This window comes from Methylobacterium sp. WL120 (assembly GCF_008039465.1).
Taxonomy (GTDB): Bacteria; Pseudomonadota; Alphaproteobacteria; order Rhizobiales; family Beijerinckiaceae; genus Methylobacterium; species Methylobacterium cerastii.
Genome location: NZ_VRUT01000207.1, coordinates 1 through 6,551, shown reverse-complemented (window position 1 = coordinate 6,551; position 6,551 = coordinate 1). Strand labels below are relative to the sequence as shown.

7 protein-coding genes are annotated in these 6,551 nt (G+C 61.9%); 5 read left to right on the top strand and 2 right to left on the bottom strand.

The features are described from left to right. Nucleotides 1-142 precede the first annotated feature (142 nt). Complete coding sequence (locus tag FV229_RS24180) at nt 143-1,363, top strand: autotransporter domain-containing protein (protein ID WP_147754389.1); 1,221 nt, start codon at nt 143-145, stop codon at nt 1,361-1,363. 305 nt (nt 1,364-1,668) lie between these two features. Continuing rightward, complete coding sequence (locus FV229_RS24170) at nt 1,669-2,007, top strand: hypothetical protein (protein WP_147754388.1); 339 nt, start codon at nt 1,669-1,671, stop codon at nt 2,005-2,007. Nucleotides 2,008-2,039: 32 nt separating this feature from the next. Here FV229_RS24170 and FV229_RS24165 read toward each other — a convergent pair whose 3' ends face one another. Continuing rightward, nucleotides 2,040-2,450: a helix-turn-helix transcriptional regulator gene (locus FV229_RS24165; RefSeq protein ID WP_147754387.1), complete on the bottom strand. Its 411-nt coding sequence runs from the start codon at nt 2,448-2,450 to the stop codon at nt 2,040-2,042. Between the two features lie 315 nt (nt 2,451-2,765). Between FV229_RS24165 and FV229_RS24160 the strand changes: the two genes are divergently transcribed. Then, the gene (locus tag FV229_RS24160) at nt 2,766-3,329 is read left to right on the top strand and encodes a PAS domain-containing protein (protein ID WP_147754386.1); all 564 of its coding nucleotides are present in this window, start codon (nt 2,766-2,768) and stop codon (nt 3,327-3,329) included. 112 nt (nt 3,330-3,441) lie between these two features. On the opposite strand, the gene FV229_RS24155 is transcribed toward FV229_RS24160, so the two are convergent. Beyond that, nucleotides 3,442-3,936: a MucR family transcriptional regulator gene (locus FV229_RS24155; protein ID WP_147754385.1), complete on the bottom strand. Its 495-nt coding sequence runs from the start codon at nt 3,934-3,936 to the stop codon at nt 3,442-3,444. 110 nt (nt 3,937-4,046) lie between these two features. On the opposite strand from FV229_RS24155, the gene FV229_RS24150 reads away from it, so the two are divergent. Next, nucleotides 4,047-4,748 carry a response regulator transcription factor CtrA gene (locus FV229_RS24150; RefSeq protein ID WP_147754390.1) on the top strand — a complete coding sequence of 234 codons (702 nt, stop codon included), beginning with the start codon at nt 4,047-4,049 and terminating at the stop codon, nt 4,746-4,748. A 288-nt stretch (nt 4,749-5,036) separates the two neighbouring features. Then, nucleotides 5,037-5,849 carry a hypothetical protein gene (locus FV229_RS24145; RefSeq protein WP_147754384.1) on the top strand — a complete coding sequence of 271 codons (813 nt, stop codon included), beginning with the start codon at nt 5,037-5,039 and terminating at the stop codon, nt 5,847-5,849. Nucleotides 5,850-6,551: the final 702 nt, after the last annotated feature.

Sequence of the window (6,551 nt, the reverse complement as noted above, 5' to 3'; positions counted from 1 at the left end):
TCGGAAGCGGTAAAATCGTCTCGCAGCGGGATGGCGGCAGACATGGCAAACCCTCCGGTTCGCCCAATCGAATCAGATCCGACGCAAATGCGAAACCCCGTGAGTCCGCGTCAGCGCCGATTGGTATTATGCAGACGATGCCGTGCAGTTGCATCTTACCCGCAACGACCTCGGCTTCGACACCGCCGGCGCGACCTTCAACGGCGTCGGCGCCGGACGACGCGCGCAATCGCTCGGCGCCGGCAACGCCGTCTACGACGCGGTTGGCCCACTCTCCACCGCCCAGGCCCGGCAGGCCTTCGACGCGCTTTCGGGCGAGGTCCACGCCAGCGCGGTTACAGCCCTCGTCGAGGCCGGCGGATTGGTGCGCGAGGCGATCCTCGACAGGATGCGCTGGGCAGACGGCGCCGGGCTCACCTGCACGCCGGCCGGCTCCGGCCTGCCGGCCGAGCGCGCGCCGGTCGCCAGGGTGCCGCTCAACTCCGTACCCGAATGCGGCACCGGCCTCGGACCCGGCAGCCTCGACCAGCGGGTCGTCGGCCTTTGGGGCCAGGGTTTCGGCAGCTTCGGCCGCACTGCCTCGGACGGCAACGCGGCCGCCCTCGGGCACAACACCGCGGGCCTCGTTGTCGGCGGCGACGTGGCGGCGAGCGACATGATCCGCGTCGGCGCAGCAGCCGGCTACACCGACACCGCGCTCGACGTGCCGCTGCGACTGTCGCGCGGCAACGTCCAGACCGGGTTCGGGTCGGTCTATGCCGGGATCGGGCTGGGCGCGTTCGACCTGAGGATCGGTGGCCTCTACGGCGTCAGCGACACCGAAACCCGGCGCGACGTCGCCTTCGCCGGCTTCCGCGACAACACTCACGCCGCCTACGGCGGCAGCGTCGCGCAGGCGTTCGGCGAAGTCGGCTACCGCATGGATCTCGCCGGCCTGACGCTGGAGCCCTTCGCCGGCGGCGCAATGATCCGCGTCGGCCAGGACGCCTTCTCGGAATTGGGCGGCGTGGCGGCACTGGCCGGCGCGGCGCGCGACACCACCGTGACGACCGCCACGGCGGGCATACGGGCGGAGGCGCGGATCGACGGCTTCGTCGGCGGCTTGCCGATCCTGCTGCGCGGGCTCGTCGGCTATCGCGGCGCCTTCGGCGACGTGACGCCAACCGCACTTCTGGCCTTCAACACCGGTGGCGTCTCGGCCCTGACCCGCGGTGCGCCGGTCGATCGCAGCGCGGTGGTGATGGAGGCCGGTCTCAGCTGGATCGTCCTGCCTTACATGACCGTCGGGCTATCCTATGCCGGGCAAGTCGGCAGCCGTGCGCAGGACCACGGGGCGAAGGGCAACGTCACCTACCGCTTCTGATGCCGCCACCATGCGGCAGAGGGGTCCTGTGCGATGGGCTAGCACGATCAGCAGACCTTGGCGCGATGCCGGCGCCGATCTCGCCTGGACCATGGATCAGTCGGGGCACTGCGATCCAAGGGCCGTTATCGCCTACATCCGCAGGGCGAACGCGTTCCAGGGTCGCTTGGGGCGCTGATTTTGTAATTTGCGCCTGTCAAGCGAAGATTGTCCAGCCTAGCTGCCGATTTTAACCGAAGTGTTGTATCGTGGGTATCGCTTATTTGACGACAACCGTCCAATCCCCTGATTAAGGGGGGACTACCATGTACCGACACATCACTGCTATTCTTATCGCCTCGATCAGTTTGACCGCCTGCCAGACTGCTGCGCTTGGCCCACAGCAGACAGCTGTGTTCCAGGGGGACATCGCACGCCTTCGAGCCGATCGTGACGCAAAGCGCATCTCCTATACGGAATGGGCGGAGCGCACGGGGGCTGCGGTACGAGCAAACGTCACCCTCAGCCCCGATCAGGAAGCAGCGATCGCCTACCGGACGCAGTTGGCCCGACGCGTGGATGCCGGTGCGATGACGCCACGCCAGTTCGAACGCGAGAGCGCTCGCACCCTGGAGCGCGTGAGGGCGAGCAAGCAGGGCGCCTGAGGTCGAACAGACCCTGCACCGGGCGTCATCTTTCAGTTTTGGGCGTCGCTTGATACCCCCTGCAGACTGGCGGCAGCCTTGACGATGGAGAGCACGCTGCGGCGCGTCACCTTGTCGGAGATGGTGGCGAAGGTCTGGACCAGTTCCATCACGTGCGGGTCCTGAAGCAGGTTCTGGATCGTCTCCTTGCCATCAGCATTCTCAGCCGGATCGTCGAAGAAGGTCGAGACCGACACGCCGAGGAAGTCGGCAATTGCCTGAAGACGGGCGGCACCGACGCGGTTGCGGCCCTTCTCGTACTTCTGGACCTGCTGGAACGTGACCCCGAGGGCCTGCCCGAGCGCGGTCTGGTTCAGTCGCTGGGCCGTCCGATACGCCGCGATACGGCTGCCGATCGAGCGGTCGCCATCGGTGGTGATTTTCGGCGCATTGGTGAGGGTCATCACGGCGGTCGCTTTCAGGTGGGAGGAAGCCGAGCCGACGTCTCTGCCATCCCGAACACAACCTAATACGCGTTGCGCGCGATTGAATTTCAATGGCCAGATCAATCCTGGGTTGCAAAACGGCATAGCTCGGTTGTGTACGATCCTTGCTCACCTGACCCGACCCCGTGCTCACCCTCTTGTTGCGCCTTGCCTGCACGGGTTCTGGGGTAGCTACAGCCTGGGGCTGCATTGCAAATCCTATCGTGCCCGAGGATTGCATTCGTTGAGGGTCTGGGCTGTGATGTGCGACGCAATCTTTCACGGAGGCAGCACATGCCGGCATCTTTGCAGTCCATACTTGATGCATCGGGCTATCTCGGCACATGGGAAACGGATCTTGATACGCAGATTGTTGAGCTGACAGGCGCGCTCCCTCGCGTGCTTGCCGTCGATGAGACGCAAGGTGCAACGGGAGTACCCGTCTCAGCGATACTGAAAGGCGTCCATCAGGCAGATCGCGAGCGTATCGCTCACCTCATGCACAAGGCTCACAGCACCGCAGGGCGGTTTGAAGCCGAGTTTCGCACCTGCGACCGAGAGGGAGACGTTCACTGGATCGCCGCACGTGGACGCATCGAAACTGATCCGACCGGCCGAGGGTTGCGCTGCATCGGGCTGATGACGGACCTGACGGAGGCGCGCCAAGATGGCCAGGCGGCGACCGATCATACGATGCAAACGATCGACCGGGTGGTCGACGCGCTCATGGCGCTTCGGTCCCTGACCAAGGAGCTAGGCTCACCCATCCTGCCGACCTTGATCAACGTCATGCTGCTCGAACTCGGAACGATCCTGGCCAAAAACATGGGATCGAGCGACATCGACCGCGTGCACTGACGAGAGTTCGAGCAAGCCGTCTGCTGCCTGACGGCGGTTCAACCATGACACGATCAAGTCCGCCTCGAACATGAAGGTGCCGCAGCGTACCGGAACGGGGCGCTGAACGGCTTCAGGCCGTCTCGGCGACCTTCTTCCGTCCACGCGCTTTCGGGGCTGCCTCAGGGGCGTCTGTCGCTTCCGGGGCGATCTTACGGCGCTGCTGACCGAGACCAAGCGCATGAGCGAGTGCTGAGCGCTGGGCGGAGTAGTTGGCCGTCGTCATCGGGTAATCGGACGCCAGGCCGTACTTCGTGCGGTAGCCTTCAGGGGTGAGCCCGCGCAGCGTCAGGTGGCGCTTCAGCGTCTTGTAGGACTTACCATCCTCGAAGCTGATCAGCGCGTCAGGCGTGATCGACTTCCGGATCTGGGCCGTCGTCGGCTTCTCGGGGCCGGCGGTCTCCACCGCGGCTTCTTTGCCGAGGCTGGTAAGGGCGGCATGCACCTTGGCAATCAGAGCCGACAGCTCGGTGACGGGAACGTTGTTATTCGAGACGTAGGCGGCGACGAGGTCGGCCGTCATTTCGAATTCGTCTCGCCCCGAAACGAGAATTGCGCCGTCAGCCATGCTATTACCCTAAAATCTTTGTATCTTTCCATAACGATGAACGAAATTGATCGTCAAGCTTTTGTTAGGGATCTCGCGTTAGGAGATTTTTAGATTTTCTGGGGTTGGCAATGCGTGTTCTTCTAGTCGAGGACGATGCGGCTGTCGCGCAAAGCGTTGAGCTGATGCTCAAATCCGAGCGGTTCGTGACCTACACCACCGACCTCGGTGAGGAAGGGATCGATCTCGGCAAGCTCTACGACTACGATATCATCCTGCTCGACCTGACGCTTCCCGACATGTCCGGCTACGATGTGCTGCGCGGTCTTCGTCTCGCCAAGATCAAGACGCCGATCCTGATCCTCTCGGGCTTGAGCACGATCGAGGACAAGGTGAAGGGGCTCGGCTTCGGCGCCGACGACTACCTGACCAAGCCGTTTCACAGGGACGAACTCGTCGCCCGCATCCACGCGATTGTCCGCCGCTCGCAAGGGCACGCCGAGTCGGTTATCGATATCGAAGGCATGGTCATCAATCTCGATCAGAAGGTCGTCGAGATTGCTGGAACGCGGGTCCCGCTCACCGGCAAGGAGTACCAGATGCTGGAACTCCTTGCCCTGCGAAAGGGAACGACGATCACCAAGGAGATGTTCCTCAACCATCTCTACGGCGGCATGGATGAGCCCGAGTTGAAGATCATCGACGTGTTCATCTGCAAGTTGCGCAGGAAGCTCGCGAACGCATCGGGCGGCAAGAACTACATCGAGACGATCTGGGGCCGTGGCTACGTGCTGCGTGAGGGTGCGCAGGAGATGCGGGCTATGGCGAGCTAAAATCTCCTGTGAAAAGCCCTTGCAGAATGGGCTCAAAATCTTTTGATAAATACTAAGTCTTTATTTCGTATTGGCTCCAAAATAGGCGCCAATCGTGACTTTACGACGATGCTGATTTCAGATATTAAATAAAGAGCCATCTGAGTTTTTGTCGGAGCCATATTTTTGAGGCGGTTCACAGCTCTACGTGAAGTGCACATTATTACAAAGGCTATCGAAAGGTCCCCTGGAATACCGATCCTTAATGCTATCGGCGCCAGTATTCGATTTTCGCAAGGACGCGGGCCGATGCGCAAGACCGTAAGAATAGCTCTCTGCGGGCTCATCTTTCAGGCCGGAGCGCTCGTCGCCGCCAAGCCGGTCGTCGCCCGCGACTGCAACGCCAAGGCCGTCGACCTCCTGAAAGCGGCATCGCCGAACGGCAATTCGGTCTTCCGGGCAATCGCGCACAAAGCCTTCTTTCGCACCTGGATTGATTGCGAAGACCCCCAATACGCTTTGCCGACGGCCGTGCACGAGTCGGTGCATATGATGACCGCCGACGGCGATGTCTATCCGCTGGTTGGGGGAGGAGCGGTCAGGCGCCCGCCCGAAAGCACCGCCTTATTCGAGCCCGCCAGGATCGCGCGGCAATTTCGGCCAAGCCTGTTCGTGACCACCTATCTGCGCGTAGGCGGTTCGACCTCGGCGACCGACTTCCGGTACTTGCTCGACGAACTAAACGCCTACACTCACGACCTCGATACAGCAGTAGCACTCGACGGCTTGCGCACGCCCGACCGCCAGCTGTCCCACCGCGACGGTCTCGCCGCGCTGATGAGCTTTGTCGCGTTCTATGTTAAAGCGGCGGAGGCCGACCCGGATGCCTGGACCGCATTGAAACATCCGGACATAAAGAACGCCGTCTCGGCTCTCTGGGGGCAGGCAGAGCGCACGATGATAGGTTCCTGCCGGATTACCGATATCGGCACTGAGGACAGGGTGTTTCTTACGAAACTGTGCGAGCGGGGGCCGCAAACCGCCCTCAAACGACTTTTGGGGCGGGCGCCCGTCTGCCCAAAGGAGTGCCTCGCCTTACCGAGTACGGCAAGCCGCGAATGATGAGACGTTCGGAGCTGACAAGCGGTCCGGTCGGGCCCGACGTCACGAGGGCGCCGTATCAGACCGGTGCTTTAATCAATGACAGCCGCAGCCGTGATATATGTTCTGGACGCTGTTGCTGTAGAGGTACTGCGTCGGCAGGCGCTGCACTCTGGACATGCTGACGTTATGTATCACCGGAACGGTGTGGTGATGAACGCGGGTTACCGTATGGACCTGCACGATCGGCCGGACGCGGGTTACATTGTAGATGTGGCGCGTCTTGTGGATGTAATTCGTGCGCTGAACGTCACGATACTGCGTCATGTGCGAGACCTTGTTAGCGGTCCGGTAATTGTAAACGGGGGAGATAGGGCCGCAGGAGCGACAGCCGGCATTCGCCGTATTTGACGCTCCCATGGAAGACACTGCCGCAATGACCGCGGCAGAAACAGCAGTGATGCATTTCATTCGAATCTATTCCTTGTTTTTAGAAATCGCCGCGTACGACCTAATCAAGTACGGCGCCTTTAGCCAACCTTCATCGGCAGATTACGTAGTTTTCGTGGGTATCATTCGGGGGCACCCTGCGGCGGTGATCGGCCCCCACGAGGTGGTCCAAGGGTAAAGTTAGTGCACGGTGGGCCGCTCCGCCACGGGTAGCTTGGCCGGCGGAGCTGGTCTGGCGAGCGCAGCCGGCCAAGCGGAGAAGGCTGGCATGAA

What these genes read in the sequence shown, in the direction of transcription:
- FV229_RS24170 (WP_147754388.1), top strand. Translation starts at nt 1,669, where the DNA reads ATGTACCGACACATCACTGCTATTCTTATCGCCTCGATCAGTTTGACC.
- FV229_RS24165 (WP_147754387.1), bottom strand. Translation starts at nt 2,450, where the DNA reads ATGACCCTCACCAATGCGCCGAAAATCACCACCGATGGCGACCGCTCG.
- FV229_RS24160 (WP_147754386.1), top strand. Translation starts at nt 2,766, where the DNA reads ATGCCGGCATCTTTGCAGTCCATACTTGATGCATCGGGCTATCTCGGC.
- FV229_RS24155 (WP_147754385.1), bottom strand. Translation starts at nt 3,936, where the DNA reads ATGGCTGACGGCGCAATTCTCGTTTCGGGGCGAGACGAATTCGAAATG.
- FV229_RS24150 (WP_147754390.1), top strand. Translation starts at nt 4,047, where the DNA reads ATGCGTGTTCTTCTAGTCGAGGACGATGCGGCTGTCGCGCAAAGCGTT.
- FV229_RS24145 (WP_147754384.1), top strand. Translation starts at nt 5,037, where the DNA reads ATGCGCAAGACCGTAAGAATAGCTCTCTGCGGGCTCATCTTTCAGGCC.